Annotated in this window: 23 protein-coding genes and 1 pseudogene; 12 read left to right on the top strand and 12 right to left on the bottom strand. The window is 52.8% G+C overall.

The features are described from left to right. The first annotated feature begins 302 nt into the window (after positions 1 to 302). The 3 genes from HLAC_RS17005 to HLAC_RS16995 all read left to right on the top strand — a co-directional run bounded on the left by HLAC_RS17005 (position 303) and on the right by HLAC_RS16995 (position 3,113). Positions 303 to 1,190, top strand: a complete 888-nt coding sequence (locus tag HLAC_RS17005; protein WP_012660223.1) for a ParA family protein — start codon at positions 303 to 305, stop codon at positions 1,188 to 1,190. A 1-nt stretch (position 1,191) separates the two neighbouring features. After that, entirely contained in the window at positions 1,192 to 1,722 is a 531-nt protein-coding gene (locus tag HLAC_RS18455; RefSeq protein WP_012660222.1) for a hypothetical protein, read from the top strand. Between the two features lie 155 nt (positions 1,723 to 1,877). Beyond that, positions 1,878 to 3,113, top strand: coding sequence for a hypothetical protein (locus HLAC_RS16995; RefSeq protein ID WP_012660221.1), 1,236 nt, complete (start codon positions 1,878 to 1,880; stop codon positions 3,111 to 3,113). Here HLAC_RS16995 and HLAC_RS16990 read toward each other — a convergent pair whose 3' ends face one another. Together HLAC_RS16990 and HLAC_RS16985 are read right to left on the bottom strand one after the other, a co-directional pair. Then, positions 3,114 to 4,343: a Cdc6/Cdc18 family protein gene (locus HLAC_RS16990; protein ID WP_049933968.1), complete on the bottom strand. Its 1,230-nt coding sequence runs from the start codon at positions 4,341 to 4,343 to the stop codon at positions 3,114 to 3,116. It lies immediately after the preceding gene. 1,741 nt (positions 4,344 to 6,084) lie between these two features. Further along, a complete protein-coding gene (locus HLAC_RS16985) occupies positions 6,085 to 6,879 on the bottom strand; it encodes a Cdc6/Cdc18 family protein (RefSeq protein ID WP_049933966.1) in 795 nt (264 codons plus the stop codon). A 47-nt stretch (positions 6,880 to 6,926) separates the two neighbouring features. Here HLAC_RS16985 and HLAC_RS16980 point away from each other — a divergent pair, with 47 nt between their 5' ends. Next, positions 6,927 to 8,093 (top strand): ISH3-like element ISHla1 family transposase, encoded by a 1,167-nt coding sequence (locus tag HLAC_RS16980; protein WP_009486633.1) that lies wholly within the window; start codon positions 6,927 to 6,929, stop codon positions 8,091 to 8,093. Positions 8,094 to 8,571: 478 nt separating this feature from the next. Here HLAC_RS16980 and HLAC_RS16975 read toward each other — a convergent pair whose 3' ends face one another. Continuing rightward, on the bottom strand, positions 8,572 to 8,868 hold the full coding sequence (locus HLAC_RS16975) for a DUF7437 domain-containing protein (protein WP_012660218.1): 297 nt from the start codon (positions 8,866 to 8,868) through the stop codon (positions 8,572 to 8,574). 328 nt (positions 8,869 to 9,196) lie between these two features. Between HLAC_RS16975 and HLAC_RS16970 the strand changes: the two genes are divergently transcribed. The 3 genes from HLAC_RS16970 (at position 9,197) to HLAC_RS16960 (ending at position 10,702) form a co-directional block, all read left to right on the top strand. Continuing rightward, positions 9,197 to 9,907: a recombinase family protein gene (locus HLAC_RS16970; RefSeq protein WP_012660216.1), complete on the top strand. Its 711-nt coding sequence runs from the start codon at positions 9,197 to 9,199 to the stop codon at positions 9,905 to 9,907. Between the two features lie 169 nt (positions 9,908 to 10,076). After that, on the top strand, positions 10,077 to 10,328 hold the full coding sequence (locus HLAC_RS16965) for a hypothetical protein (protein ID WP_012660215.1): 252 nt from the start codon (positions 10,077 to 10,079) through the stop codon (positions 10,326 to 10,328). Then, positions 10,325 to 10,702 carry a hypothetical protein gene (locus HLAC_RS16960; RefSeq protein ID WP_012660214.1) on the top strand — a complete coding sequence of 126 codons (378 nt, stop codon included), beginning with the start codon at positions 10,325 to 10,327 and terminating at the stop codon, positions 10,700 to 10,702. The genes HLAC_RS16965 and HLAC_RS16960 overlap by 4 nt, the downstream gene beginning before the upstream one ends. Before the next feature lie 66 nt (positions 10,703 to 10,768). Here the strand turns inward: HLAC_RS16960 and HLAC_RS18445 are convergent, their stop codons facing one another. The 5 genes from HLAC_RS18445 to HLAC_RS16945 form a co-directional block, all read right to left on the bottom strand. Continuing rightward, the gene (locus HLAC_RS18445) at positions 10,769 to 11,254 is read right to left on the bottom strand and encodes a translocation/assembly module TamB domain-containing protein (RefSeq protein WP_012660213.1); all 486 of its coding nucleotides are present in this window, start codon (positions 11,252 to 11,254) and stop codon (positions 10,769 to 10,771) included. Between the two features lie 138 nt (positions 11,255 to 11,392). Beyond that, the gene (locus tag HLAC_RS18440) at positions 11,393 to 11,704 is read right to left on the bottom strand and encodes a hypothetical protein (protein ID WP_241211164.1); all 312 of its coding nucleotides are present in this window, start codon (positions 11,702 to 11,704) and stop codon (positions 11,393 to 11,395) included. A 222-nt stretch (positions 11,705 to 11,926) separates the two neighbouring features. After that, a complete protein-coding gene (locus HLAC_RS19050; protein ID WP_154018598.1) occupies positions 11,927 to 12,436 on the bottom strand; it encodes a hypothetical protein in 510 nt (169 codons plus the stop codon). Between the two features lie 288 nt (positions 12,437 to 12,724). Then, positions 12,725 to 13,228 carry a hypothetical protein gene (locus HLAC_RS16950; protein ID WP_012660211.1) on the bottom strand — a complete coding sequence of 168 codons (504 nt, stop codon included), beginning with the start codon at positions 13,226 to 13,228 and terminating at the stop codon, positions 12,725 to 12,727. Between the two features lie 1,383 nt (positions 13,229 to 14,611). Beyond that, a complete protein-coding gene (locus HLAC_RS16945) occupies positions 14,612 to 15,082 on the bottom strand; it encodes a hypothetical protein (RefSeq protein ID WP_012660209.1) in 471 nt (156 codons plus the stop codon). Positions 15,083 to 16,308: 1,226 nt separating this feature from the next. On the opposite strand from HLAC_RS16945, the gene HLAC_RS16940 reads away from it, so the two are divergent. Both HLAC_RS16940 and HLAC_RS16930 read left to right on the top strand, forming a co-directional pair. Then, positions 16,309 to 18,678: a hypothetical protein gene (locus HLAC_RS16940; protein ID WP_012660207.1), complete on the top strand. Its 2,370-nt coding sequence runs from the start codon at positions 16,309 to 16,311 to the stop codon at positions 18,676 to 18,678. 1,842 nt (positions 18,679 to 20,520) lie between these two features. Then, the gene (locus tag HLAC_RS16930; RefSeq protein ID WP_232230967.1) at positions 20,521 to 20,856 is read left to right on the top strand and encodes a hypothetical protein; all 336 of its coding nucleotides are present in this window, start codon (positions 20,521 to 20,523) and stop codon (positions 20,854 to 20,856) included. A 61-nt stretch (positions 20,857 to 20,917) separates the two neighbouring features. Here HLAC_RS16930 and HLAC_RS16925 read toward each other — a convergent pair whose 3' ends face one another. From HLAC_RS16925 to HLAC_RS19040, 3 genes are all read right to left on the bottom strand, one after another. Then, positions 20,918 to 21,418 carry a hypothetical protein gene (locus HLAC_RS16925; protein WP_009488104.1) on the bottom strand — a complete coding sequence of 167 codons (501 nt, stop codon included), beginning with the start codon at positions 21,416 to 21,418 and terminating at the stop codon, positions 20,918 to 20,920. A gap of 78 nt (positions 21,419 to 21,496) precedes the next feature. Then, positions 21,497 to 21,793: a hypothetical protein gene (locus HLAC_RS19045; RefSeq protein WP_154018597.1), complete on the bottom strand. Its 297-nt coding sequence runs from the start codon at positions 21,791 to 21,793 to the stop codon at positions 21,497 to 21,499. Positions 21,794 to 22,204: 411 nt separating this feature from the next. Then, positions 22,205 to 22,345 (bottom strand): hypothetical protein, encoded by a 141-nt coding sequence (locus tag HLAC_RS19040; protein ID WP_154018596.1) that lies wholly within the window; start codon positions 22,343 to 22,345, stop codon positions 22,205 to 22,207. Here HLAC_RS19040 and HLAC_RS16920 point away from each other — a divergent pair. Further along, positions 22,290 to 23,297: pseudogene (locus HLAC_RS16920) on the top strand (ISH3-like element ISHla1 family transposase); the annotation flags it as partial. The gene HLAC_RS19040 and the pseudogene HLAC_RS16920 overlap by 56 nt on opposite strands. Before the next feature lie 627 nt (positions 23,298 to 23,924). On the opposite strand, the gene HLAC_RS16915 reads toward HLAC_RS16920, so the two are convergent. Further along, a complete protein-coding gene (locus HLAC_RS16915) occupies positions 23,925 to 24,140 on the bottom strand; it encodes a hypothetical protein (protein ID WP_012660205.1) in 216 nt (71 codons plus the stop codon). A 472-nt stretch (positions 24,141 to 24,612) separates the two neighbouring features. Between HLAC_RS16915 and HLAC_RS16910 the strand changes: the two genes are divergently transcribed. Together HLAC_RS16910 and HLAC_RS16905 are read left to right on the top strand one after the other, a co-directional pair. Then, positions 24,613 to 25,560 (top strand): NAD-dependent epimerase/dehydratase family protein, encoded by a 948-nt coding sequence (locus HLAC_RS16910; protein ID WP_012660204.1) that lies wholly within the window; start codon positions 24,613 to 24,615, stop codon positions 25,558 to 25,560. A gap of 514 nt (positions 25,561 to 26,074) precedes the next feature. Beyond that, positions 26,075 to 26,389: a HalOD1 output domain-containing protein gene (locus HLAC_RS16905; protein WP_012660203.1), complete on the top strand. Its 315-nt coding sequence runs from the start codon at positions 26,075 to 26,077 to the stop codon at positions 26,387 to 26,389. Positions 26,390 to 26,444: the final 55 nt, after the last annotated feature.

Below are 26,444 nucleotides of genomic sequence, written 5' to 3'. Positions count from 1 at the left end.
TAATAGCTCTACTATTTCTAATGCTTCCAACGGTAGAAATATGCTCAACGTATTTCGGGTTGATCAATCCAGACTGATGGAATAGATTTTAGCACTTCATACAGCCATGTGCGCGTGATTCAATCACTAATCAAGATGCCACTCGACCAACGTTCAGAATGTTTCTAATATTCCCAACCCCTCAGTTTCTAACGTTTCTGACGCTTCCAACACCCCATTTTCATCAGTTTCTAACGTTTCTAATGTTCAGAACGTTTAACGTCTGACTAAGCCTTATTACGTAAGAAACATCTCTAACCTACATGGCATCAGAAACGAGCGCGGTTGAAACAAGCCCAGAAACAATCGCAGTTTCATTCCAAAAAGGGGGGACAGGCAAAACATTCAATTCGCTAATGATTTCAGGAGGACTCAACGCACGGAATCTCGAGGTTCTGTTGATCGATCTCGATCCACAGGGATCATTGACTGCGAATGTAGGCAAACGTGAGGTCTTCGAGGACGCCGATAGGCTCTCCCTCGATGAAGTACTAATGGATGTTGAGAAGTGGAGTCAGATCGACGACGTCGTGCTGACGGATCACGAAGAATTCGATTTCATCCCCGCAAACACCACATTCAAAGGTAACAAGACGCCTTTAGATACAGCTTCGGCTTCCGAAAAGCGTCTAGGAAAGGCCCTTGAACAACTGAGTAAAGATTACCACTATATTGTCTGCGACTGCCCACCGGATCTCTCCGCGTACACGAAGAATGCGATCACTGTGAGTGGGAATGTCGTAGTCCCAATGAAACCCGAATCGGAGACGATCTTCTCGGTGCGAGATCAATGGCAAGCTCTGCAAGTCCTCGGTATGATGCACGACTTCGAGGTTAACTACCTCGCATACCCACTGACATACATCTCGAACAAGCTAACAACGGAGAACAAAGAAGTAATATCCTGGTGTGAGGAGAATACCAGCCCACTCGTCAAGATCGATGACAGAGCATCGTTCGACCGTGCAAAGTGGGGTCAGAATTCGATCTACAATTACGAAGAATCCCTACGGAACGATCAACTGCCAGTCTACGATGAAGTGGTTCAGCTGGTTCTCGATGGGACCAACCCTCCATCGTATGGAGTCGACATCAGTGCTGCTAGAGACATGACACCCGAAGATATTCGAGCCGAAGCAGGAGTGAATTAGAATGGGAGATGGAGACGGTGACGGAGACGGAGGGGGTCTCCGTGATGAGATGGATAAAACTGCAGAATTAGCCGAGCAGTTTGGCATCTCTGGTGACGACGGAGACCCTGAAGACGAGGAGGTACTAGAAACATCTGCCGAGGTGGAATCATCAGAACCGCCAGAAACGTTAGAAACGCAAGAAGCGTCTACAACATCAGAACCGCCAGGTGGTGATGATGATGGTTCGTCAGAGCCACAAGAACAAGATAACGTCCAAGAGGTCGGCGGGGTTATGGAGCGTGAATATCCCAACCCAGACAAGGAGGTAGGGGCAATTACAGATCTCTATGACAATATCAATGTATTCGTCCCTCCTGAAGTGAAGGAAGAGATTCACACACTATACAAGGAGCTTGAGTACAAGTACAGAAGAGAACACGGGGAAGAGATCGACAAACACTGGGATTTCTATACTGCTCTCTTTCGTACGGTCCTCCGTGACGATGATCTTCTGCGTGAAGAACTGGGATTGACCAGCGAAGAAGAGTAAGGCAAAGACACCTCAGACTGGTTACTCACCCCCTGTGAACAGGCTCCCAAAGTTGCTGTTCATATGTTTGGATAGGATAGAATTGTCCGTTCGCACCAAGCCATATGTTGGTGCATTACGTAACAACAGCATGACCGAAACAAAAGGAGCCGACAATGAAGCCCAGTGAAAACCGGTACGCGGTCCCAGTATTCGATTTCGGCTGGGGAGAGAACTACGTTGTGCCGCAGATGGCTGACGAAGACGCAAGGACATACATCCAAGTGAAGTGCCAGGAGTGGAGTCAGGGTGACCCAGAAGTTAGTGTAAAATACGTCGACGGCGAGACCATCAACAGGTACAGATTCAGAGTAACCGACCAAGATCGTCAAGAGTGCAGCTACAAGGGTGAGGACCCAAACGAACTACCAGTCGAGGTTCAACATGCAGTCTATTCGTTCGGGTACAGTATACGCGATTTGGAGTCGATTACCCAGTGGATGTTCAGACTCGTCGAGGCGAAAGAGATTCTTGAGAGACTTCGGCAGCTTGAGGATGAATACGAAGATTTGCCACTAATTCACTTCCTGCTCCGCGATACAATAAGCGTCTTCGATACGCTCACTGGGTTTCTTGCTGCTAGAGCCATTCTTCCCGATCGCGAATACGAGTCGTTGTGGGTAGATGTTATGCTCTCAGGATCAGAACAGAACGGAGGCCGTATGATTGCGAATTTCCAAGCAAATGCAAAGGAGCAGATTCGTGAGATCGACACTGAAGGAATAGGATTTGAGGGCGATACGTTGGTTGTCGAGGAAGGCATTGAGTTGACCGAAAAAGAAACTGAGCAGGGACACACACTCTTGGTCGACTACACAACGCCCTTCGGGATCACTCGCTGTCGATTCCTTGAGGCCGGTGAGGATAGGTATGTCTGCCAGTACCCGGATGGTAGTTACCTACCTCCAGAGATGATTAGGATGCTCGAAGAGCGGGGCAAGAAAGTCACTAACCGCGAAAGTATTGAACATAAGGAGACTCCCTTGGAGGTCGTCGAGCACGCGTCCCTGTTCGCCGAGGAGCTGCAAGACTACCCGATGGCCCCGGACACTACGATCCTATCACAGGGAGAGTCGTACGTTCCGATTAACTTGGCAACGGCAGTGTTCGAACGTGCAAATTCCACTGCCACGTCACTGGTCCCGTTCGATCTGAACGAGAATGTTTCACGAACCCTGCATCAGAAAGTCTGTGAGCAAGTCGGGATCGACTCAGCAGACCAGCTGACAGAATCAACTCACGATAAAGTACTGGCCACCGTCCATGATAACTTAACGAGGGAGTTGGCAGTAGAGTGGCGCGAGTACATGGAAACTAACGAGGCATACAGTCCACCAGACCAAGAAGAATAGTTAGTGATTGGCTCTATCGAGGCCCTCGATCATGATTTCGGGTTCAGCCATCAGTCGATGAAGTAAGAAAGCACCTTCACGACCCTCGGAGGCGTGTTCTATCTCAGTCAATTCCAAGAAAGCCTGTTCTTTCAGATGTCTTCGGGCACGATTAAGTGAGAGAGGGTCAGATCCTTCCTTCTTGCAGATTTGCTTGTAGAAGTCATATATTTCGGAGGTCTTGAATTGATTCTTCTCCTGCTCGTGGTTTTTTGTCAGAAGTGCCAGTGACCTTAGCAAGTACCTTCCATGTGTAGGGTGACCAGAAACCAGTTTTTGCATCCGCTTTATTTCTGCCTCCTCTATTGCTTCATCGACGTGTCTCTCATTCACCTGATCAGCATTTTTTGCTTCTGCAGAACGTCCAGCCTCATATAGCGTATCTACTGCTTTTCGAGCATCGCCATGATCTCGCCCAGCCAGTGCAGCTATCTTCGGAATGACGCTCTCCGAGAGAGCTCCGTCGACGAAGGCTTCTTCTCTGCTGTACAGAATATCTCGTAGGCGATTCGCATCGTACGGATCGAATACGATCTCTTGATCTCGGAAGCTGGAATCAGTCCGTGGGTCGAGTTGTTCTCGGTAATTGAGCTTGTTGCTAATTCCAATCAGGCTTACGTATCCATCCGTTTTACCGCTTTCTTCGGCTCGGGAGAGGCTACGAATCAGGTTTTCATCTTTCAGCATGTCGATCTCGTCCAGGATCACGACAAACGAGTCAATGTCGTAATCGAACATCATCTCCCAAACCATATCCCGATAATCCGAAGCCGATAGCCCTGCCCGGGGGATATTAAGATCGGGGTCACCGATCGACCTCTTGATCTCGCGAGCGATTTGCCTACTCGCTTTAGTCTCCGTTCGATACTCGGAGCAGTCGATATATGAGTATTCGAAGTTGTAGCCGTTCTCTGCAGCTCTCTGCTTTGCCTCTCGAGTAACTGCACGAGCCACGAGAGACTTGCCGCATCCTGTCTTCCCATAGATTAGTAGTGTGTCGGGAGAGTCGCCAACAGTAGCAGATCCGATCGATTGGCCTACACTCTGTATTTGCTCTTCTCGGCCAACAATTTGGTCAAGACCAGGAACATAACCAACTTTTAGAAGATCTCGATTTTCGAAGATGTCCGAATTGGTAGCGAAAATATCCCGGCCGCCATTATCGCTGCCACCGTCACCGTCTTGATTCATATCCAAGTCATGAAACACGTTGGACTTAAGCCTTTTCCACCACCCGCAGGGTGGAAACATCTATATTATCGGTTTATGGAGTTCGAGCGTTGTGATTTCATTCGCTGAAAGTCGATTTAGACACCCCTCCCGCAGGGTGGAACTGACCTATTGTTCTGATCTGTCGAGGACACCCCTCCCGCAGAGTGGAACTGACCAGCTATCTTGGTCTGTTGGGGACACCCCTCCCGCAGGGTGGAATTTTTCATAGGTTCTGACATATAGGGACACCCCTCCCGCAGGGTGGAACCATTTGATCTATCCGATATGTTGGGCAAATACCCCAAGCGCAGGGTGGAACACAGTATTCTGTATTATGATATATTACAAACAGACACCCCTCCCGCAGGGTGGAACTATTCGGCCAATCCGATATGTCGGGGAGACACCCCTTCCGCAGAGTGGAACGAGGTGACCGTCCCACTGTGGCGTAGAGGACCCCTCACGCAGGGTGGAAAACTTAGTTGCCGGTCGGCATCGAGAGTGTCTATGGACTCACTGGCTCAATACGCCGGCGTTTGGTCGACCGGGGTCTGCACGGCGAATGATCTCGTGATCGGGGGAGACACACCCCTCCCGCAGGGTGGAACTTGCCGAAGCGGTCGGGGGGTCGCTAGAGAAGAAGACGTCTGTAGACCAGCTGTGTAGCTTGTTAGTACCTGTGTTCTCTTTCTGTACTAACTAACTAACTAGTTGGTTCTAGACTAGCTAGTAGTAACGTGTTTGTTATGCCTTTCTATATGAGTGCAAGTAATGCTGGTGCGTCTTGCGTTTTTGCTTTCCTATATACTCTATTTTTGGTTTGTTTATATAGTGCATCATCGTAATCAGCTCACCCATACACACTTGATCGACTCTCCACCCTGCGGGAGGGGTGTGTCTGTTTGGAGTCGAGAAGGTAAGTCGACTTCGAGATTCCGGTGGCAGGTCGCGATGGACAAGAGGTACGTCAGCATATCTCAGTTCCACTCTGCGGGAGGGGTGTGTCTGTTCTATACCTATTGCAGACGCGTCTTAGTCGTACCCCCCCACCCCACTGTTTCCGCTGTTAAAATCGTATACGACTACACCACCCCCATGTCAGGGGGTGCTTTGTCGTATGGTGTTAACGTCCTACGGACTCGTTTCCACCATAACTACATATATCTATCTTCAATAGATATACATTAACACGGCAATACGCCGACCGACCGCTAGTTGTTTGCTAGTCTAACAGCGGAACTGGTGGGGTGGGTGAGGTGGATAGTCGACAGCTGCTTGCACGGTTCAGAACTAACAGCGGAACTAGTGGGGTGGGTCTGCCTCACTGTTCTTCTTGTCGTGTAGCAAAGGACCGTGATATACTCGCGTTTACTTTGCAACCTGACGATGATCGTTGAATCGAGATCTGGGAAACCGACAGCCATCTCGACACCGTATACACTGTCTATCTAACAGCGGAACTAGTGGGGGTATGACCCACGAGAATGTATCAAGCTAACAGCGGAACTGGTGGGGTGAGTATGGTACACCCACGAGTTATTACACTCTAACAGCGGAACTGATGGGGTAACGCTATTCGAGAATATGTCTGGCTAACAGCGGAAATAGTGGGGTAGTCTGATCACTGCTCGCGATATAATACTCTAACAGCGGAAATAGTGGGGTAGTATAATCAGTATCGATGAATGTGTCTGGCTAACAGCGGAAATAGTGGGGTGTACTACAAATCTGCAGTCAGCGATTCCGTCAACGCGCCTTGGATCTCCGAAACACTCCTTCTTAATTGATGTTTCTTGTACTTGCCACCATCTTTGCCATCATTGAATGTCTCTGAAGACGTGATCCCCAGAACCTCTAGTTCACTAAGGTAGTCTCGAACAGCACGATTGGAGACTGGTTCACAGACTTCTTTCTCACAGATTTTCACATACCGCTTGTGGATCGAACGCGACCTACAAGGCGTTTTTTTGTCTTCTGCCAGAGTGATCAGCGCCAAAAGGGTCAGCTTGCCGTGAGTCGAATAATTCTTGACGCCCTCTAGAAGTTGATCTGTCTCTAGTCGATCTTTCGCTTGTTCTACGTGTTCTATTTCCACTGTATCACTGTCGCTGGACCGAGCAATATCACCGCTCTCAAGAAGTAGATCGAGTGCTTTCCGAGCGTCCCCGGAGTTACGCGCCCCATATGCAGCGCACAGTGAAATTACATCCTGGCCGACTGCATCTTCGTGAAACGCTACTTGTGTGCGCTGGGATAGGACCTCAACCAGCTCATCTGCATCGTATGCACTGAAGGAGACTACTTTTTCACACAAACTAGACTGGACCTTCGAACTCAAGTTCTCACGATATCGAAGATCGTTCGAGATGCCAACTACTCCAAAGAACGTGTCTATTATATCTCCATCTTCGTGAGCTCGGGATAGCTTATACAGCAGACTATCGTCCTTGATGTGGTCGACTTCATCCAGTATCAATATGAGCGTACCGTCAACATTGTTGATCTCATCGAACATCAGTACTTCACAAAGCCGCTTAGTTAGAACGTCTGCTTGCTGAAGGTGTGTCTAAAACCAAACAAGCAGACGGTGAGATCCACGAGGACCAGCTTCTTAACTTTCTCGTCAACCGCCTTGACGAGGAAGTTTCGCTCTCGTTAGCCAATAACGCTGAAATCACTGCTGAAGACATCTATGAGGTCCTCGTCGGCGCTTGCGCCGACGGGACCTCTGTCTCTACGCTCTGTGCGTCGAGCCAGAACTCACCCGCTGGGAACACGGTCCTCTACCATCTTCGGACGAAGTTCGAGCCGGAACGGCTCGAACGAGTCGCTAACACGCTCCTGCGAAAGGATCTCGATGAATTGCTCCCCGAACAGGTGGAGGTCTGCGCAGACCTCCACCTGCGGCCCTACTACGGTGACGAAGACGACACAGACGGCCTCTATCACTCGGTAGCGAAGCGTGGAACCACTGCGTTCCACGCCTATGCCACACTCTACGCGCGTGTGAAGAACAAACGCTACACGCTGGCGGTACGCCGTCTCAAAGACGGCGATACCGCAAGTAGTGTCCTCGCTGAGTTCTTCGGTGTCCTCGACGGCCTTGACGCCGGGGTCAAGGCCGTCTACCTTGATCGCGGATTCTACGACAGTAAGTGTCTCACGCTGCTTCAGGCGCACAATTACGCGTACGTGATCCCGATCATCCGGTGGGGTGAGGCGATTCAGCAAGAGCTCTCGGAAGGATGGAGTCGCGTCATTCAGCATGATCTGACGGGGAAACTCGACGGTCACAGCTGGACCGTCGATTTTCCCGTCTACATCGACTGTACGTACCTAAATGGGAAGTATGACGAGAACGGTGTGGCGCGTCACGGCTACGCCGCTGACGCGCCGTTCATCGACTCACCACGGGACGCTCGATACCACTACTCGAAACGCTTCGGTATCGAGTCAAGCTATCGCTTGTTTGAGCAAGCGATAGCGACAACGACAACACGAGATCCAACGGTACGGCTGCTGTACGTGGTGGTGAGTCTCCTCTTACAGAACGTCTGGCGGTACCTTCACTACGAGTATGTGGCGACGCCCCGCCGAGGCGGGCGTCGCCTCTGGTGGTGGCCGTACAAGGAGTTCGTCAATATGATTCGACGAGCTGCGTGGACGGCCCTCGCGGTGCGTCGGGCCGTCCCCGCGAATCGGCCACCTGACGACCGATTCCACCGCTAACCACCGACCGAGCAAGCCAGCGGAGTGAGTGGCGACGCTGTCGCGTCGGCGGCTGACCGCCGCCGACAGCGACAGCTCTCCGTCGATCCGTCCGTAATTCTCTCGTCGAGACCGTCAGTACAACCGCTTCGACACAGAACTCAGGCCGCAGAAACAGCTAGCCGAGGATGCTTTGTGAGGTACTGATACTAACATCATATTGGCTAACTATCTGTATATGACGGTTAGAAACAAAAAGAGTCAACTGATGGATGCGCGCGCTCTATTCAGCACGGCCTGAAAAAGCTATCAGCAGCTGAGGATCTCAACAGAGCCGTTGTGGAGTGATATTCGTGTGTTGGTAGTGGCTGCCAACAGACTCGGGGGTTTCCGAGGTCTGAGTCTTAAAAGGACCTCCATCTTGCGAGTGTAAACCCGCGATTCAGAGGCTCTGTGTATTGTTTCCGGGAGGGGGTACACCCCATGTTTTCAGTGTGCGTCACTCGAAGACATCATCCCTGAGCTGCCGATCGAGCCACGGATCCCCTCCGTGCATTTCTCGGACGACCTCTTCGATCTCGTTTGTTATCGTGATTCCCGCGTAATTGCTTACTCTGAGTTCTGTCTCGGCCATTCTCCTCGTCATCTCCGCGTTCAAAAAATCAATTGTCACTTCGAGAGCTTCCGCGAGCTTGTCGTCGCCGTGTTCTCGGCGGAATACTTGGATGTCGTCTCGATCGGCGTCGAGAACTGCTTGGAAGGTTGCGGTGCCCTTGATCTCGTCTGTGTCAGTCATGTGATCGCATACGTTCTGAGGTCGGATTAGGAATTGGGTGCTGCGTGATACCGTGACGTGATCTCCGACTATCTGCCGTTCGCGAGTCGGTGATGTGTCCACGGGGCCTCCACCACGGGGCCACCCCCAACAGATCCAAGTATGGGTACAGAGTTGTTCCCATTGGAAACCATGCCAGAAACCACGAAGACAACAGTCGTTCAGGACAGTGATGGGTACTACAGAATCCGGATCCCCAAATCGCTTGGTGACGCAATGTCACTTGCAGGCGAAAAAGTAGAGTGGTCGGTCGACTCAGGAAAATCTCTCAAAATTACCCGGGTGGACGATGACTGACGTGGTGCGCGTCATCAGGCAAAGTCAAGGCACCGAGGACAGTATCTCACTCCAGCAGCAGCGGGAAAAAACACGGGCGCTGGCTGAGAATCTCGACGCGGACTTGATCGACACAGTAGATCTGAATAATCACTCGGGCTTTAGCCTGTTTAGAAAAGACCCAGGAGATGAGCGTCTGGATTCTCACCCTGAGGTGCAGAAGATGATTGAAGGGTTGCGCGCCGGGCAATGGGATTACCTGATCGCACACGACGATACCAGAATCGCACGAGATGAATTCTATTCCGTGATTCAGTACGCCGCGCTCCAAGGTGACTGCGAATTCCAATTCGTCTCTGATGTCCCGGATGATCGACTCACGTTCAGAATTCAGAGGATCGTAGAAACGGAAACGAAAGCTAAGGAAATCCAGAAATCAAAGGCAGCGGTAGAGCATCGACGGGAGCAGGGGTATCATCACGGATCCCCACCGTTCGGACTCAGATTCGACGCTAACGGTGAGTATCTGGTCAAGGACATGGACGAGTGGCCGACCGTTGAGCGTGTATTCACCCTACGGGAAGAGGGGCTGTCGTACCGAGACATCTCGGATAAAGTCAAGGTAATCTCAAAAAGTGGAGTAGGAAAAATCGTGCGCAAGAACCGGGAGATGTATTTGAAACGGATGGACTCAGATCACCCCGCTGTTTCTACTGCAGAATAGCCACTGACTGACGAGTTCCCTGCCGTAGTCACTGGTGGGACGTATCGTTCAAGTCACGGTTTAAGTAGCAATGTGCCACATGTTAGGATGTACGTGGCGACTCAGTCTAGTGGTTTCGAGACTCAACCCTCGGAACGATTTAAACACCGTTGCCTGCCACTCAAAGTAGATGACTCAGTCCAAATCTAACGATTCTGACGACAAAACGGTGTGGAATAGCGACATCACTATGAGCGACATCTCCACTGGTGAAGAAATTGAAGATGCTCTTGACGAAATTGTTGTTGACGTTGAAGAAGAGGAAGAGTCGCACCACCAAAAGACGATGAAGGTGGTCCAAAATTTTGGCGTGGACCGCTGGGTGTTCACCGAGGAACTCAACCCAGCACCGGGAGCCACCGCTGGTGAGATGACGCTATGATGGGCGGCTCTGAGCGAGTTTGGGTTGACGGCATCCCGACCGATGTCTTCAACAAGTACAATGGAGTCATGGTCGGGACTGGATGGTACGGTCGTCGTCATGGCCTGTGTGTCAAGCTTGAGCCTGAGTACTACCGTGAGGTTGTCGGCATGCGAGCTGAGGCCGACACGCTCCTCGAACTTGCGCTGGACCGTATGAGTGAACAGACCGGGATAGAGCGAACGGAAGAGTCAACAGTTAGAGTCGATCGCACAGCTTTGGCGACGCTGGCCGACAACGGGGCTCGGAGTGTCAAGAAGATTCAGGAAGATGGTAAGTGGCGAAAAGATGTGTCCGACCCTGTCCATGAGGCGAGGGAGGTACTTGAGAAATAACGGGCTCTGCTGAAATTCTATTCTTCAGACATATATCGCCTGAAGCGGCTGGTCGATGAGGCCTGCTTATTGAGTAATAGTTTGAGTGGTCATCGTTTTCAGCCTATACTTCCCTCCCCCCTCAACAGTGTGTCGAACAATTACGTCCTTCGGAGGGTGTGTAAACTCGACTTCCGCGTTGTACGCTATTTGCCCCTCGCACTCAGGAACATCTGTGTTCTCGTGCGAATCGGAAGGGCCAAAATCGATGTGAACCGTCATATCTGCGTTGTCTCGATCGCTTTCTCCGACGCCATTCTGAGTTTGTACGTATAATCTATCAGCGATCCGTGGGACTGCGATGCTCCCCTCGACCTCTATTCGTGTCCCGTCATCTGAATTACTTGCTATCGTTGCTGATTCATTCGGGGTATCACTACAGCTCCGATTTTGGGCCTCAATACTGCTCGATACAATTTCAGGCGTGGTCATCGTCGAGAAATCAGCTAAACAGCCTGCCAAGCTACCAATACCTACGGTCCCGAGTAGCGAGAGGAGGGCTCTTCGACGCATGTTACAGCGTTACTCTTGGACTGATAAATACATTCTCTTGATGTCAGATGCCTATACTGAGCGATTTGTGAGACCTCTCTTGACCAAATCAGTGAGTTAGAAGACAGGTGTGCTAACCGTTCTATAACTCCCTATGAATTAATCAAGAGAGTCCGACGCAATTTCGCCAGCAACTACCTTCTTTCCGCGTTCAGTAATTCGATACGCAGGTTCAGTTTCGTGGCGCTTAGCCAATCCGTGTTCAACAAACACTTTACAACGCTGACCGGTCCACTGGTGGCTGAAGCCCGTATTGATTGAAAGATTTTTCGCGGTCTGCCACCCGTCGTACGAAGACAACTCCTCTAGAATATAGGGGTCAGCGGGAACAGCCCACGAAATCTCACGATACATTCTGCTGCTCTCTCCGCTCTCTCTGGGTAATACGGTTCCTATCGTGTATTCTACCATCTGATCAGTGATCGTGTGGTCTATCAAATCCCTGTACTGAGCGATTCGTGATCCTCTGTTTTCTTAGATGGATCTGGCTCGTGGGAAGATGCTCGGGGCACTAATCTGGACACAGAAACTCAATCAGAGATCTACCTGCCCCATGATACCAACATCGATTATTGGTCTTAAATCCAAGTAGAAACTAACTGGGAATGAGTTCGCGAAAGTCTGCAATCAGAATCAGTTAGTCAGACTGAATTCTGCCGTAATGACTGTGTTGTGTCTGTTATTCCTGATTTCGACCCTACCGTTCTCAATGCTAAGGGAATGAACTCCCCTTCCACATAGGCTCTCATCAATTGCGCGCTGAAGGACATCAACTGCGAACTCTTGGTCATCATCGATAAGATCGTAGTCACGATGCTCTTCGATGTCAACATCAGACAATTCAAATTGCGATCCCACATCACGGACAGTCCAGTTTGCTTCAGACCTGCTCCAAGCACTCTGCCGATCGACACAGTTTGCGTAGATGTAGGTTTCAGTTGAGAGATCGCACAGAATCTGAGTGTGAGTGTCATCAAGGCGATTTCGATCGCTGACAGCGTGCAGCTGGCAATCTCTCAACGGAAACGCACCTCGGGATACAAGATCGGGATTAATCTCATCACCAGGAGAGACGTCGCTCATAGTGATGTCGCTATTCCACACGATTCCGTCGTCAACATGCTTAGATTTTGATTTGTTCATCGCAATCTGGATTGGCAGGTAACGGGTTTTAAACTCAGTCGGGGTAGCAAACCTCAAAACCCGCAGACTGAGTCGCCCTGCGCATCCCAAAATATGGCATATTGCTACTTAAACCGTGACTTGAACGATACGTCCCAGTGACTGTGGTGGGACCTCTACTACCCGGGAAAACTGAGTCTGAGCTGCTGCGAGTTGGCACCGATCAGTGACTGTCTTTTTTAGACAGCACACGCTTCTGAACCGGGGAGTGACTACGACAAAAACAGTGACTCATGGAAGGCCGACGAACTACTCCGAAGGCGATTCTGTCGGATAATACGCTCCAAGATCTGCATCGAATTCCTTAACGGTGTAATCGTTCAGCGTCGCGACCAAGCGCCGAGTTTCGAGCAGTCCCGGAATTCGTTCTGTATTCTTGTTGGCAGCTGCTTCGATTTCATCAAGACGTTCGTTGATGTCGGTCAGTCGGCGCTCCACGCGCTGAAGCCGATCTTCTGGAGAACGGATGTTCGTTGAATCAGGGTCGAGATCCCATTCCTTCGCTTTCTGCACGCCGTCGTCGGTCAGTGTCGCGCGCTTCGGTGGAATGGGTGTATCCGCTCGATCGTCGACGTCGATGTCGGCGAGTCCGGCGTCGCCGAGTTTCACGATTCGGCGACGCGCACGATCGTTACTCTCGATACCGAGGAGTGTACGGAGTTCCGAAGTGTTGAGTCGGTGATCATCCTGTCGATGCAGTGCATCTATTGCTCGCAGGGAATCGCCGTCCAGAGTTACGCCATTGTAATCCATGTTACAGCTGTGGCGCGGACGTATTATTTATAACAGTTGCGCGGGGGAGTCACTCACACCGAGCTGCGAATACTCGCTCACCAAAGCAACGCGCAACGGTAACGCGCTACGATTCAGCCGTAGATCACGGCGTGCAACCCATACCCTACAGGTCATGAGTCAACGATCGTAACGAGTCAGAATCGCTCGCATACTAAGGCGGGTTATGACAGTAAGGTGGCGATGAGAGAAGATTTATTGCGAGAGTAAAGGATGAGGAAGAGAATACGGATTTGGAGCAGGGAACTGAGGAGGTGATTTGGAATGAGGAAGTTCAGAGACATAATGGGTTCAGATGAATTAGAGACATGATACCATCAGACGATCCATCGGGATAATCCACGGAGATAATCGATTCGGATGATTCATGGAGATAATCGATTCGGATGATTCATGGAGATAATCGATTCGGATGATTCATGGAGATAATCGATTCGGATGATTCATGGAGATAATCGATTCGGATGATTCATGGAGATAATCGATTCGGATGATTCATGGAGATAATCGATTCGGATGATTCATGGAGATAATCGATTCGGATGATTCATGGAGATAATCGATTCGGATGATTCATGGAGATAATCGATTCGGATGATTCATGGAGATAAATCAGGGAGATGAATCACTGCCAGTGACTTCGAGCAGGAATCGGAAAAGCAGGTGCTGTAGCTGTCATTGCTGAATGCTATATTGCCGTAGCGACCGTGGGGAGCGTCCGAGTCCCGTGGACATTGGCACGGACGGCGTCGAACCCCGTTGTGTGCGCGGCACCTAGACACCCCAAGCACGGTCATGCAATCAATCGTGTTCTCCACGGTGGTGCAGCTGGTTCAGTGACCCTGGAACGTCGACGACGGGTGGGAGGAAAAGTCACTGCACCCGTGTGCGCCGCCCAACATCTATTCTACCCGTTCTACCTATTACGCCTACTCCACCTGTTCTACCTATTACGTCTATTATAACCGGGTTTTGAACGCATCCATACAATAATCCGGCAGATTTTATATTAATCAAATACATGAACAAGCGCACCGCGCAGAAAGAAAGGTCATTGATCGTAATAGGTGGAGTCCCAAGAGAAATCGGGGTTGCTGGCCGCTCAGTGAACAACTGGCCACGTGATCTGAGGCCTCCGATTCTCCCGGATTCAAACGTCTCACCCGGGATCTGGATCTTGCTTTTGACTGAGAGTCACTGTCCATGTTATTGAACACGGGCACGCACACGTGAGGACGGCCAGTGACTCACGTCGCCCCACACCGCACCGCAGACACCACTCACAGCATCCTAATCAGACTCACCAGCAACACCTCGTGAACAGAAAGACAGCTCCACCAAGACCTATTCAGGGAGATACGACTGCATGATCTCCATATCATCAAAATGCGGTGCCGCACGACCCCGACCCAGATCCTCCCGCATCGACCCAGTCAATCGCGTGGACACCGACGCAGCCGCGTGCGGAGTCTCGAAATGCATCTCCGCTATCTCGACGGGCAGCCCACCCCAGACACGTGGCACACACGAGTCCTCCGAGAGGTGGCAGTCATCAGCCACTGCTGCGAAGTCCACGGGATCCGAATCATAAATCACCTCTTGACGGACGTGAGCAGAGATGTCGCCCGGGCGGATATGATCATCCAGAGGATGAGGCTTGAGCCGGGGCGTGCTTTTCCCCGTTCGAATCTCGAAGTCCCCATTCTCTCGCATCACACAGAACCACTGCTTGTACACTCCCTCACGCGGGTCGATCGACCCGGGATACACGATACAATCACTCGGTAACTGGTAAAATCCAGACTCACTTATCATGTCTACTGTTACCGGATCACGTGGTATAAGACTTCCATCCAAATCCGAGAGACGCTAACGGAAACACGGAATACAGACCCAGTCACGCCACCAAAATCCACATACCCCACACGTCAGTGACTGTGTGAGTGTCGCATCAGTGAACGAGTCACTGCTCTCGCGCGCGCTCCGAGAGACGATCGCGTCACTGAAGTTCAGTGACTCGCGGAACACACCCCGGATAACTCCTCGATTCCCGTGTTTTCACGGGTTGCACGCCCTCAATCTCTTGGTTTTCGGTTCTGACGGGTGGCATCTGTCGGTGGGAAATGTCGGTTCTCAACTCGGTGACGGTAACGCGGTTGTACCTCGGTTTGTACAACTCCGTTCTGCTTGTTATGTCGGTCTACACGCCCTCTTTCTCGTGTTTCACTTTTTGACGGTGGCGATTTGTACAACCCCACCTTTGTTTGTTGACGGCTGTGAGGCTGGGCGGTGGTGGCGCGGTCGGCGTCGGTGGACGGGCCGTGCCGTCCACCTACTTTGCAGAAAAGGCGGCTTACGGAATATTAAGGCACATGGATATATAAACCTTTTTGTAATAAGTATTATTTATTCTTATTACAAAGGGAGTATAGTTGTGGGGGAGCGTCACTCCCGCCTACTCTCACACGACTCAACAAACAAAGGTGGGGTTGTACAATTCTGGGTTTCGGGAGCGACCAGATCGGGGTAGAGGGCGTGAGCGTCCTCTCAATCTGCGTATTGAGGTTGTACAATGCTGTGTGTCTGGGGCGAGTCACTGGAGTCGGGGAGCGACTTCCCGTCGTGATCTCACGATTCCGCCTGTAGGATTGACGACGGGTTTGGGGGTGTAGGGGTGCGCGCGAGAACTGGGTGGGTGCGTGTGAGGTTATGTTTCGGGAGAGGTCAGTGAGAGTGTGGTGGGGTGGGGGCGTCAGCCTCGCCTACTCTCACAGCCGTCAACAAACGAAGGTGGGGTTGTACAATTCCGGGTTTCAGGAGCGACTCAATCGAGATAGGGGGCGTGAACCTTCATTCAGACGGTGTATTGGTGTTGTACAATGCTGTGTGTCTGGGGCGAGTCACTGGGTGGTGGTGGGGATTCAGTTGTGTGGGATGGTTGATCAGTTCGCTCTTGGTTTTTGTTTGATCTTTCTGAGTTTGGTACAATTTTGGTATCATTCTATGAAAGGTATATAAGTGGATATGAAATAAACACGAATATGACGGATAAACAAGTCAGGTTTGAAGCTGATGAAGAACTGGTCAACAACTTTGATTCGATCATCGACTCGTCGCGCTCTGGGGCGCTCCGTAACTGTATGGAGGCGTCTGTGGCTCACGGCAAGCTGATCACCGAGGTCGACGTATCTGGCCCAGATGAGTCGGGAGAATCCGGTGTGACTAACCACGACCTGCTGGTTGCGATCCAAAATTCCGGCAGTACCCGGTCTCATAATCACGGCGGCTCCACGTCCAGCGACGAATCGGAGTTCAGTGCAGTCACGGAGGGCGTGACTGATGAGATGGCTATGATTTCATCGAATTACGATGCGGATGCAGACGAACTACCGGACGCAATGACGCCTGATGGCCGCGATGATGTACTGTCCCGCGAGGCGCTGAAGCAGTGGGCGGAGTGGGCCGACCACAGCGCCCGTTTCGTGCCGAAACTAAACCCGGATCACGTTGACTCGGATCATCGCCCACAAGGGATGACACACGCGGTTGCGCTCACGAGGGGTGTACTGGCGTATCGGGAGATGGGTGCAGTAAAGGGTAGTCAGCTGGTGGATGTGGTGGCTGATGATCTCGGTTGGACGCGCAACTACATGGAATCTAATGGATTCTCCACCGAAATTGAGGAGGCTGTGGTACAGCATCCGTTTGACGATTCGAAGTACATCGGGGACAGAGACACGGCAATGGACGCTTTTACGGCGGTCGGCACGAGGATTAACTCAAAAATAGACACGATTGAGTCCGCGAGTTCGCTCTCTACGATTGATTCTGCTTATACGGATGCTGTCGGTTATGCATATTATCTGGATGAGAATGGCAGTATAGATTATATCGGTGACAGATTCTCAGAGATGGATGGGGATTTCTCTCCGTATCTTGCTAATCTGAAGCAGAAACGGGAGCAGGAGGTGTCGGAGTCGACGGTGGAGTCTGCGAGGCTTCGCGTGGATGAGCTGCGGCGGATGTTCAGCGAGTTTGATGATGTGGATGGGTTGCACGAGATCCGTAAGGTTATGAATCGGATCTCGGACACGGCGGATGATGTTCGGGATGATCTGGCTGAGAACACGCTGGAAGACACGGATGTCAGCGACATCCTGTCTGAGATCGATGTAGTTGTGTCTGAGGCCGGGGTAGTTGCGGGCGAGGCAGCGGCTGATGAGTTACGGGTGATGACATCGGTTGTCGGCGACGCAGATGATGTAGAGGGTGTTGAGGAGTCCCTGTCCGAGATTGTGGATGGTGGGGAGAAAGCGAAGAAGATGGTTGATTCGTATGTAGATGACATGGCTGACGTAGATGTTGGCGATGTCATGTCTGAGATTGATGCGGCGGTGTCGGACGCGGCAGTGACTGCGGGTGAGGCAGTGACTGCGGAGATGCGGGAGATGAACACCGCGTTCAATGGGCAAAAGTCTGTGGCGGAGAACGAGGATGTTCTCGATCAGATTGAGGAGCTTGGAGAAACCGCACGGCGTCTCGTAGAGGAGAACACGACGTATGACACGGATGTCCGCGAGGTCATGGCCGGGATTGATGATGCGGTATCCACGGCTGAAGAACGGCACAGTGAAGCATTAGAGGTAGCTGTCGAGCGCGAGGTGCCGATCGCTGAAGAGAAGGAGGAAACGTGGGCACAGCGAACGATGCGCGTTTTGGAGGTCGCTGAGATGGATGACTCTCCGATGTATCGGGACAGCGTCAACGCGATTGTTGATGATTATAAGGAATTCGTCTCTGATCTTCCAGATGCGGTGAAGGAGGAAGCGAGCGATATTTCGCTACCCGTTAGCGAGTTCCACTCTCGACGGAAAGATCTGCCAACGGCAAGCGGTGTGAGTACAGCCGTAAAGAGGGCTAAGTACTCTATGTCGATAGTTGAGATTGTTGAGCGACTGGATCTGGATGAGATTGAGGACCGCGATGAAGCCTACGCTGCGGTGTCTGAGATGTCTCTGGATGTGGTGCCTGATTATTACCAGGATGGGGGCACCATCTATAAGGCAGCGTTAGAGCAGGCAATTAGTCGGTATTCGAAGTATAGTGCTGGTAATGTGAACTGGATGTGTTCTCACAGTGATTTAGTTGATGATGCTGAGTCGATTCGTGAGAGGGTTGCGAGGGCGGTGTATGAGTATGAGTCGGCAGTGAATGACGAAGATGGGGAGTGGGTTATCGTTGAGGAGACGAAGAAATCACAACGTGATCCGGTTCCCGGTGTGCTGCGCGTGGATATGCGTGAGTACACCGAGTTTGATGAGAGTCTGGATCAGCGTTACTGGTCGGATGAAACTGATTGGGAGTCGCGTCTTCCGGACGAGTCGGAATCGGAGTCGGTGTCTGCGGAGTAGACCGAGGCGGTCAGTGACTCTGGGAGCGTCGACAGCGTTCTGTTTTCAGGTGCGGTGTTGATTCGTGAGTCACTGGCCAGTGACTCTGGGAGGGTTAGTTGAATTGGTCGGCGTGTTTGAGGGTGGCGTCCCGGTCGTCACTGACGTATGACCGGGTGGTGTCCAATGATTTGTGCCCTGCGAGCTGCTCATGGTGGAGAGTCACTGGAATCGGTGTGATTGTCAAAATAGTCGTATAAATGGAGTAGGCGAAACAGGTGGACTCGGTGAAGAAGGAAGAATAGGTGGAATTGGGAGATAATGAAGTCGAATGATGAACCCGGATAAGGTGTGGAGATGGGCGATGCGGATGATGAATTCGGATAGTGGATGGGGATAATGAGGACGGGAATTGAATCTCCTAAAGATGCTGGGCTGAAATTGCCGTATCGCTGTTATGCGAAACCGTAGGAAGCGCCCTCCTGAGAGACACAAGACACGCGCTACGTTGACGTCGCCTGTTCCGAGTCACTGACGCAGGGTGTTATTCGGCGCACACGCATACACACGTCATAACCGACGAGGAGTGGAGCCGCCGCGAAGAAGTCCGAAGGCTCGCCGAAGAACACACCCACGAGGAACTTGAGCAGCTACGCCGCGACATCACCGACGAGATCCCAGACGCCATCGAACGGGAGAAGTCGCTACTGAGGTACAGACGCGAATTGGTGGCAGACGCAATCGCAAAAAAGAAGATCAGGCTTTGTTGGAATCCTCAGTAACTGATGGTTTAGCGGGCTATGCTGAATACAGAGCGCCTGTAGTGAACAGTCACTTCCAATCTCACAAAGAATTTTCATATACCACGAGCGTTCTATCGAGTAGAGTGAGAAAAGACATATTGCGTCTACTCCAGATTTCAGTACTCCCATCTGCATACATCGGTAGGCAGTCGGAAATTGAAGCCGCAGGAGTCTCGGAGCATGTATACTGGATACCAGCCGACATCATGCGTGCTCCGGCGAAAGCCACAGTGTTCAACACCATCAGATTAAACGAGAATCTTACTGAGCGATACCCACAAGACGTTGTAGAGTACATCTTTCTCCATGAGCGGGGACACGCAGCTCGGAGTCGAATAAATCTGGTGTGGTTCCTTCTCGGGACAACGTTGACCTTCTTAGCTGCTGGGGTGAGTGTTGGATTCGTAGTTGTGTTCGGCTTGTTTGCGGCAACGAACCCCATACCACAAGTGATTGGACTGCTGGTTCTCTCGCTGTGTTTGTCAACCGTCTTTTCGTGGTTGTTCTGTCGGGTGAAATTCAAAGAGGAACTCCGTGCGGAACGATATGCACTCAACCAACTCGGCGAGGATGAGTTTCGACGCCGAAGCGAGACGTATGAGGAAATCGTCGATCGGAGTCGGTATGATCGACTCAAGCGGCGATTATTCTACCCATCAGTCGATACCGTGATTTTGGAACGCGAAGACGGCTAGCGTGGACAGTGTGGGTGAAAGTTGCCGGGTTAGATCAGGCAAGTCAATTATAGATAGATTAGACTTGCCGTGTGTAATCCCCCCCGTCACTGGCTGCAAATGCTGACGAAACTGAATTTCAACAGGATTCGTATAGAATCTTCTCAGATGGATATGAGCGGTCTTGAAAGATGCTCGTGCCACTTATCCGGGGCTACAGAACCCCAACCAGGGATCTACCACCCCGTGTTATTGAGGTCAACTGCTGATCTTAAACCTGGGGAAGAAACCCGATTACTGCGCTGTTGAAACTGAATAGAGCCATGGTCCCATGTTAGTTATTTTCTATCGAGGATTTAAGTTACAAGATCGTGGATCAATATATGATGACATCACAAATTGAAGCCCAAATCCCACCACTCGTACAGATCAAGGACGCAGTCACTGCAGGATACGCTGCAAGCCTGTACATCGCCGAACGAGACAAAGGACCCCACGGAAAACGTCTCGCGGTCTTAGAGATCGATCCGGACTACCGAGTCGAGTGCGTGCTCGATCTCCAAGATTTCGGGTTCCAAGAGCAAACGATGGAAGCGATGTACACTGTGCCGATAGAGGGCACCCCGCTAATGGTTGACTTGGGAGAAATTGAGCCAGAGTCTGCACTCCGAGAGTTACTCTCGTGTCTCGATATCTGTGAGAACAGCAGAAAGGCCGAATGAGGTTTTGCGAGACTGCTACCAGAAAACGACTGGCTACTACCGTTTCAATGACTCAGGCAATTCACAGCGACTTCAGCTCTGCGCTACTCCGAACCCATTCTTCAACCTTCTTGACACCCTCCTCACGTGAAACAGGTTGCTTGACACTATCTTCAATACCTTTCCCACTCACTTCCGTCAGTTCAACTGTGGTGTAGAGGGAAATTCGCCCAAGATCCTGCGGACCGTCAGGATCGACTATCACATCGAAGCTGAACTGGGCATCATCAATCTCTACCGCATCAATTTCTTCTACAGCAGCCTCCAATTTTTCTTCCGTTGACGTGGTGTTCACGACGAACAGAAGACTGGAAAAGTCTTCATAGAGGGCGATCTGATCGGGATCTACTGCATCAACGAGCAGGTCGGTGAATTCCGTTAGCGTGACGGAATTGCGAGTGTCGTCAAGGAGATCAGTGATCAGATCATCAACCGAATCCTGATCGTTGTGACACTTCTGAAGCCGCTGAGTGGTTTCTTGTGAGAGTTCTACTTTAATTCGGTCAATGATGTTGATAATCACAACTAATCAAACTGCACACTCCCTTATAAACCGTAGCAGCGACGATACCTGCCGACGCAGAGAAATAATCGATGAGATTCAGTGTTCGTCGAGACAGCGGTGCTCTTCACGGACTTCCTCGACTGGGCGTGACTTACCAGCAACGAATTCGCCATCTTTGACGATCTGTGCATCACAGCGGTTGCATCCCACGTGGGTCGCTGCAGGCGGTCTTGAATCCCTGGGGACGTAGCTCACATTCTTATGGCTCTTGTTCGGAAACCTCACAGTTTCAAATTTTAACCATTCGTGCCAGAAATTCTTGGATCCGCACTTTGGGCAGCGATAGTCAATTTCATCTTCCCAATTAGCTGCTTTCTCCGAAATGTTACCCATTGCAAATAGAGCCGAGGCCGTTCCGTGTTTAGTGGTTGCGCGCTTACTCCGAATTGTCGGTCAATATGGAGTCACTGGATTGGATGGGGCCACTGGATCCAGTGGTTGTTGGGTGTTTTGCCGGAGGCATCATGTCTCGAACATAGCCAGACGTCTAATAGGAAAATAAATCGTTTCGGTGCTAGCATCAAATCAGCCACTGGCTCCGCTTCCAGTGACTGCGTGTGGCCCCGCTGCAGTTAGCTCTTAGTCAACATAGCCAATCCGATCAGTGCCAGAAATGGGAGATGGAGTTAAGATACACAATACCCGTGAGCAAGTCTCAGTACCTCACAAAGCATCCTCGGCTAGCTGTTTCTGCGGCCTGAGTTCTGTGTCGAAGCGGTTGTACTGACGGTCTCGACGAGAGAATTACGGACGGATCGACGGAGAGCTGTCGCGTCGGCGGCTGACCGCCGCCGACGCGACAGAGGTCCCGTCGGCGCAAGCGCCGACGAGGACCTCTGTCTCTACGCTCTGTGCGTCGAGCCAGAACTCACCCGCTGGGAACACGGTCCTCTACCATCTTCGGACGAAGTTCGAGCCGGAACGGCTCGAACGAGTCGCTAACACGCTCCTGCGAAAGTATCTCGATGAATTGCTCCCCGAACAGGTGGAGGTCTGCGCAGACCTCCACCTGCGGCCCTACTACGGTGACGAAGACGACACAGACGGCCTCTATCACTCGGTAGCGAAGCGTGGAACCACTGCGTTCCACGCCTATGCCACACTCTACGCGCGTGTGAAGAACAAACGCTACACGCTGGCGGTACGCCGTCTCAAAGACGGCGATACCGCAAGTAGTGTCCTCGCTGAGTTCTTCGGTGTCCTCGACGGCCTTGACGCCGGGGTCAAGGCCGTCTACCTTGATCGCGGATTCTACGACAGTAAGTGTCTCACGCTGCTTCAGGCGCACAATTACGCGTACGTGATCCCGATCATCCGGTGGGGTGAGGCGATTCAGCAAGAGCTCTCGGAAGGATGGAGTCGCGTCATTCAGCATGATCTGACGGGGAAACTCGACGGTCACAGCTGGACCGTCGATTTTCCCGTCTACATCGACTGTACGTACCTAAATGGGAAGTATGACGAGAACGGTGTGGCGCGTCACGGCTACGCCGCTGACGCGCCGTTCATCGACTCACCACGGGACGCTCGATACCACTACTCGAAACGCTTCGGTATCGAGTCAAGCTATCGCTTGTTTGAGCAAGCGATAGCGACAACGACAACACGAGATCCAACGGTACGGCTGCTGTACGTGGTGGTGAGTCTCCTCTTACAGAACGTCTGGCGGTACCTTCACTACGAGTATGTGGCGACGCCCCGCCGAGGCGGGCGTCGCCTCTGGTGGTGGCCGTACAAGGAGTTCGTCAATATGATTCGACGAGCTGCGTGGACGGCCCTCGCGGTGCGTCGGGCCGTCCCCGCGAATCGGCCACCTGACGACCGATTCCACCGCTAACCACCGACCGAGCAAGCCAGCGGAGTGAGTGGCGACGCTGTCGCGTCGGCGGCTGACCGCCGCCGACAGCGACAGCTCTCCGTCGATCCGTCCGTAATTCTCTCGTCGAGACCGTCAGTACAACCGCTTCGACACAGAACTCAGGCCGCAGAAACAGCTAGCCGAGGATGCTTTGTGAGGTACTGATCATTGTGTGCTCGTTCGCTGGGTGCACGATGCTCCCCCCCATTGCGGACGCCGTCGAAGTCCGGTACGGAGTGCCAACGCCCACGGACGCGAGGTCATCGTGGGTCGTAAGTCCTCCTTTCCGTCGACGGTGGCGTCCCCTGGTTTGCATCGTCGGATTCGGCGTGGTTGTAGCGACGGGATACGACACGACGACATCATTTACGTCGCCTATTCTCCTGTATAGTCGACGGACGGTCGGACGGCGGGTCCGCGACGGTAATCAGGTATCTTAGCAACCATCTTTGTTAGACTCCTCTTAACCGCAGGAAACGGTATCTTATTGTCGGAAAAAACCGTGAACTGTCCTGAACGGTCTTCTCGTTGTCGTTCCGGCTAGAATCGATCGAAGTCACCCGATTCCGACTCTGATAATGATACTCTACCGTGGCCGTTCTCCCCTTACCTGTGCTCGTGTAAGTCACAGATCGACGACGGGTCGGCGACCATGAACTCGTCGTTCTCCAGGTGATTCGAGTTGCTTGGTAACACCATGCATTGCTCGTTCGCTTCACCCACGGTGATGACGTTGAGCGGCTGGAGGTCGTACCCGAGGTCCTCGTTCGGCTTCGGATTGGAGGCAACGGCGTCCCACACCTCACCCGTTGCCTCGCTCACGTGCGACCACCCTCGTTCCCACGTGAGTAAGGTCCATATACGGTCTCGGTCCCGTTGGAAATCACGTTGAGCGCTCGATCCGCATCCACCCAGTTACCTGCCATACTGAGAAACACCTTCCTACCGGCATTAATGGTATTGCCGAGTTAGTGACCAGATGATATAGGTCAGTCATCGATAGGGACGGGTTTGGTACTAGTTGTCGCCGTATCGTTCTCGGGGTTTGGTACTCGGTACCGTGTAAAATCCCTCTCGTGAGTGTCTACGTCCTGTAACAACTCGCCGATAACACGGACTATTACGACGGTCTTACCCACGTCTCTCTGGATCGAGCGTACTCCAGTCCCGCGAATCCACGATCGTCGACTCGACACCGACCGAGCCGTCCGGAACCGTCGGCGCGCGCCACAGACCAGTGTCGGGTCGGGAAGTCGCACCATAACAAACCCTCGACTACCCGTTCCTTCGACCGATGGACCCCACGCTGGCACGCGGCGCCGACCCCGGACCGCTCCTGGACAGCCAAGTACTCGTCACCGGCGGTGCTGGCTTCATTGGCAGTCACCTGGTCGACGCGCTCGCGCCCGTGGCCGACGTCCACGTACTCGACGACTGTTCGACAGGACGCCAGACCGCCGTCCACGGCGACGCCACCCTCACGGTAGGCGACATTACCGACCACGAAACCCTCGCCGACGCCGTCGCCGGAACCGACTACGTCTTCCACCTCGCCGCGATCTCGAGCGTCCCGGGCGCCATGGCTGACCCACCGCGCGCGCTCGACGTCAACGTCAGTGCGACCGCCGACCTCCTCGACCTCGCAACGGACGCCGGCGCGCGCGTCGTCTTCGCGTCCAGCGCGGCCGTGTACGGCGACCCCTCGTCCGTCCCCATCGGCGAGACGGACGCGAAAGACCCGCGGGAACCATACGGCGTCTCCAAACTCGCTGGCGACCACCTCGTTCGCGGCTACGCGGACTGGAAGGACCTCGACACCGTCGCACTCAGACTGTTCAACGTCTACGGTCCCGGACAGACGGGCGGCGTCGTTCCATCGTTCCTCGAGCAAGTCCAGCGCGGCGAACCCCTCGTCGTCCACGGCGACGGGACGCAGACCCGGGATTTCGTTCACGTCGACGACGTCGTCCGCGCGATGGTCGCCGCCGCGCGCACCGACGCCACCGGCGAGTCGTTCAACGTCGGAACCGGGGACGTGACGAGCATCCACGAGCTCGCGACCGTCGTCCGCGACGCCGCACCAGTAACCGTCGACGTCGTCCACGACGACCCACGCCCAGCGGACGTACCCGAGAGCCAGGCGGACACGACCAAGGCACGACGCGACCTCGAGTTCGAAGCCCGGACGACGGTAGAAGACGGCGTCCACGCGCTCGTCGAGCGCGCGATCGGGCCAGCGTGACGCCCCCGATCGGAGCGGCCGTCGTGAAATCGCCTCATAACAAAGCGGGTTTCCGCAATAGTAACGCCCGGGTGGCGACGAAACGTCGCTCCATGGCAATTCCCACCCAGCGTCTACCCGCCACCCGACCGCCAGTCAGTCGTTCACCCCCCCGTCTACCACCCCACGAACGGACGGCGTTTCGAACTCGGTTCCGGGCTCCCACCCCGGACCCCCTTCGACCGACGACCGTCGTGACTCTGATCCGGTCGACCGACGTCTACTGTCCCCTGGACTCGGACGTACTTACCAGTCGTATTCCTGTCGCTACCTGATTGCCGATACGCCGGCGTAGTCTTCGAAAACAATCCGAAACTCGCTTTCTGTTCCGCAAAACTGGCTCCGATTACTTTATTATCTATCAGCCACTCCGTTCGAAGAACTATGGGAATACTGTTGGTGCAGTCAGAGGCAAGCGATGCGGACCGCCGACGGGGGCCTTCGGGGCGGAGCAGTAGCAAGGTGAGTCAGGTTCATGAATGAGGGCGCGGTCGAGGACGTCCGAGCCGTCGAGCGTTCGGGTAAGCACATCGTCGAGTTCGATCCGGTGAACGGGGGAAGCGTCACCACGCAACTCGCGTCCGCGCTCGCGACCGCGAGCGGCCGGGAGGTGACGGAACTCCCGCCGATCGGTGAGTGGGTCGACTGCGACGCCATCGAGCAACTGTTCGACTCGCACGATTCGGAGACCGAGCTCTCGGTCTCCTTCGAGTTCGAGGAGTACCAGGTGTTCCTCTCCTCCATCGGTCGGATCGTCGTGACGTCCGGTTCGAACGAGTTCGGGGTCTGACTCCTTCAACCCCGGTCTTCTGAAACCACGACGACGCCACGCATCGTTTACCAAT

The organism is Halorubrum lacusprofundi ATCC 49239 (assembly GCF_000022205.1).
Classification (GTDB): Archaea; Halobacteriota; Halobacteria; order Halobacteriales; family Haloferacaceae; genus Halorubrum; species Halorubrum lacusprofundi.
Note: the sequence above shows the minus strand (reverse complement) of the source record. Positions and strands in the feature narration are given on the sequence as shown.

Excerpts from the sequence above, each read along its gene's own strand:
- HLAC_RS17005 (WP_012660223.1), top strand. The coding sequence starts at position 303 with ATGGCATCAGAAACGAGCGCGGTTGAAACAAGCCCAGAAACAATCGCA.
- HLAC_RS18455 (WP_012660222.1), top strand. The coding sequence starts at position 1,192 with ATGGGAGATGGAGACGGTGACGGAGACGGAGGGGGTCTCCGTGATGAG.
- HLAC_RS16995 (WP_012660221.1), top strand. The coding sequence starts at position 1,878 with ATGAAGCCCAGTGAAAACCGGTACGCGGTCCCAGTATTCGATTTCGGC.
- HLAC_RS16990 (WP_049933968.1), bottom strand. The coding sequence starts at position 4,343 with ATGAATCAAGACGGTGACGGTGGCAGCGATAATGGCGGCCGGGATATT.
- HLAC_RS16985 (WP_049933966.1), bottom strand. The coding sequence starts at position 6,879 with ATGTTCGATGAGATCAACAATGTTGACGGTACGCTCATATTGATACTG.
- HLAC_RS16975 (WP_012660218.1), bottom strand. The coding sequence starts at position 8,868 with ATGACTGACACAGACGAGATCAAGGGCACCGCAACCTTCCAAGCAGTT.
- HLAC_RS16970 (WP_012660216.1), top strand. The coding sequence starts at position 9,197 with ATGACTGACGTGGTGCGCGTCATCAGGCAAAGTCAAGGCACCGAGGAC.
- HLAC_RS16965 (WP_012660215.1), top strand. The coding sequence starts at position 10,077 with ATGACTCAGTCCAAATCTAACGATTCTGACGACAAAACGGTGTGGAAT.
- HLAC_RS16960 (WP_012660214.1), top strand. The coding sequence starts at position 10,325 with ATGATGGGCGGCTCTGAGCGAGTTTGGGTTGACGGCATCCCGACCGAT.
- HLAC_RS18445 (WP_012660213.1), bottom strand. The coding sequence starts at position 11,254 with ATGCGTCGAAGAGCCCTCCTCTCGCTACTCGGGACCGTAGGTATTGGT.
- HLAC_RS18440 (WP_241211164.1), bottom strand. The coding sequence starts at position 11,704 with ATGGTAGAATACACGATAGGAACCGTATTACCCAGAGAGAGCGGAGAG.
- HLAC_RS19050 (WP_154018598.1), bottom strand. The coding sequence starts at position 12,436 with ATGAACAAATCAAAATCTAAGCATGTTGACGACGGAATCGTGTGGAAT.
- HLAC_RS16950 (WP_012660211.1), bottom strand. The coding sequence starts at position 13,228 with ATGGATTACAATGGCGTAACTCTGGACGGCGATTCCCTGCGAGCAATA.
- HLAC_RS16945 (WP_012660209.1), bottom strand. The coding sequence starts at position 15,082 with ATGATAAGTGAGTCTGGATTTTACCAGTTACCGAGTGATTGTATCGTG.
- HLAC_RS16940 (WP_012660207.1), top strand. The coding sequence starts at position 16,309 with ATGACGGATAAACAAGTCAGGTTTGAAGCTGATGAAGAACTGGTCAAC.
- HLAC_RS16930 (WP_232230967.1), top strand. The coding sequence starts at position 20,521 with ATGACATCACAAATTGAAGCCCAAATCCCACCACTCGTACAGATCAAG.
- HLAC_RS19045 (WP_154018597.1), bottom strand. The coding sequence starts at position 21,793 with ATGGGTAACATTTCGGAGAAAGCAGCTAATTGGGAAGATGAAATTGAC.
- HLAC_RS16910 (WP_012660204.1), top strand. The coding sequence starts at position 24,613 with ATGGACCCCACGCTGGCACGCGGCGCCGACCCCGGACCGCTCCTGGAC.
- HLAC_RS16905 (WP_012660203.1), top strand. The coding sequence starts at position 26,075 with ATGAATGAGGGCGCGGTCGAGGACGTCCGAGCCGTCGAGCGTTCGGGT.